Origin of the sequence: Ferruginibacter sp. (assembly GCF_031391665.1) — a bacterium.
Classification (GTDB): domain Bacteria; phylum Bacteroidota; class Bacteroidia; order Chitinophagales; family Chitinophagaceae; genus Ferruginibacter.
On sequence record NZ_JANMUN010000212.1, the window covers coordinates 1 to 1,733 of the forward strand.

General features: G+C 39.4%; 2 protein-coding genes. One reads left to right on the top strand and one right to left on the bottom strand.

The window, feature by feature from the left end; genetic code table 11:
- Positions 1-510: OmpH/Skp family outer membrane protein (locus ACY651_RS15675; RefSeq protein ID WP_462254434.1), on the top strand; the 510-nt coding region annotated here is incomplete at its 5' end.
- Between the two features lie 361 nt (positions 511-871).
- On the opposite strand, the gene ACY651_RS15680 is transcribed toward ACY651_RS15675, so the two are convergent.
- On the bottom strand, positions 872-1,387 hold the full coding sequence (locus ACY651_RS15680; RefSeq protein ID WP_462254436.1) for a hypothetical protein: 516 nt from the start codon (positions 1,385-1,387) through the stop codon (positions 872-874).
- Between the last annotated feature and the right edge of the window lie 346 nt (positions 1,388-1,733).

Genomic DNA, 1,733 nt, shown 5'->3' on the forward strand with positions numbered 1-1,733 from the left:
GTATCAGGCATCATGTTCACCATTCTTTTTGCAACAACCGCAACTGCCCAGGCGGGCGGCAAAATCGGCATTATTTACCCTGCAGCTTTTGACGATGCTAAAAATGGCATTGTAAAGTACACCAACAGTTTAACCACATTGGAAAACGAGTTTAAGCCGCTTACAAAAGAGCTGGAGGGTATGCAGGCCAAACTGCAATCGTTATCAAGAGAGATTCAAGACCAGCAGAATCTTACAATCAGGCAGGCAAAGGTTGCTGAAAGTGAAAAACTGGAGGCCGGTTTAAAACGCAAGCAAGAAGATGCTACCATCCGTTATAAAAAACGCAGTGATGTTGTACTGGGGCCTCTGTTGCTGGATATTGGTAAAGCGATGACTGAATTTTCCAAAGCAAATAATTACCAGGTAATTTTTGACGGTGAAAAAATGGGAAATGCCGGGTTAATACTGGCAATAGGCGACAGTGCAGATGTAACAGCAGCCTTCATTAAATATTATAATGCCCGGTAGGGCTTTTGATGAGCAGGTTTATTGCAACCATTATTATTAACAAAACATGATCACCATTTGTAACACTTAATTCGGACACAACTTATCCCGCCTACTGAGGTAGTCTTGCAGAACTAAGGAGGAGCAAGTGACCCGGTAAACTGGGCACTTGCGCCAATACTGACAATATTCTTTTCTGCCGGCGCAAGTATTCCTTACTTAGCAACTCCCTCGTCTGCTCTTCATCCAGCGGTCATCATAAACCCACTGTTAAATTTACAAAAGCTATTCACATAAAACTGTTATAACAAAAGCCTTACTATACTAACGCCGCTGGTAAAAAACAAATGGCGGCACTTCACTATTATATTTTGCTGCATTCTCACAACAACAACAGCACAATCGTTAACACCACACCCGCCAGCGTAAAATACAATCCCTTTTTAAAAATACTCGTCTTGGGCATAAACATCCAAAAGCTGGAGATAACAAAAAACAACAGCGATACACCAAAAAATATATTCAGGTAAAACAGAGGGTCTTTGGTACTGGCCTTGTGAAGGTGCGTTAATTTCTCTACCATTTTAGGTAAAGTTTTGGTGGTATAACTTACTGCACCGGTGGCGTTATTGTAAGTACCGTTTTTAAAAGTTTGCACATCACCATTTATGGATTCTATTTTTAAATCACGGGAGCGGATGGCTTTGCCCAATGCATCTGCAGTAAGGCCCGGCTGCAATTGCTGCTGTACCTGTTTGGTTTGTTTTAAAAAGTTGGTATCTCTAAAAATAAGCACAATGCCGCTAAGGGCATACACAGCCATAATGCCCGCCAGAAAAAAACCGAGGTAACGGTGATAAATACGCATGGTATTGTGTACGGTAGCTTTGCTGCTCATTAGTTTTTTAATTTGCTGCAAAGAAAAGAAAACAAAAAAACATAGCCACCGAAATAAGGAAAAGTATTTACAGAAAAGGAAATTATTGATTGCGTTCAACCTCTCCGCCACAATTATCTACTTAGTTTTTACTATGAAGTGGATATTAAAAAAGTTGGTAAATCAACAAAAAATAGTTTGCTAAAAATTGCACCAATATTTAAAAATCACTTCAACTAATTATTACACCATAAAAAAAACACCACCACAACAGCATTTGTTTTTTCCTGTTGTAAAAAAATACCCCAACTATAAAAACAGCCGGGGCATTTTACAGGTGTACTGTTTAAGGCTGTACTTTATTGGT

Coding starts and splice junctions, on each gene's coding strand:
- ACY651_RS15680 (WP_462254436.1), bottom strand. CDS start 1,387: ATGAGCAGCAAAGCTACCGTACACAATACCATGCGTATTTATCACCGT.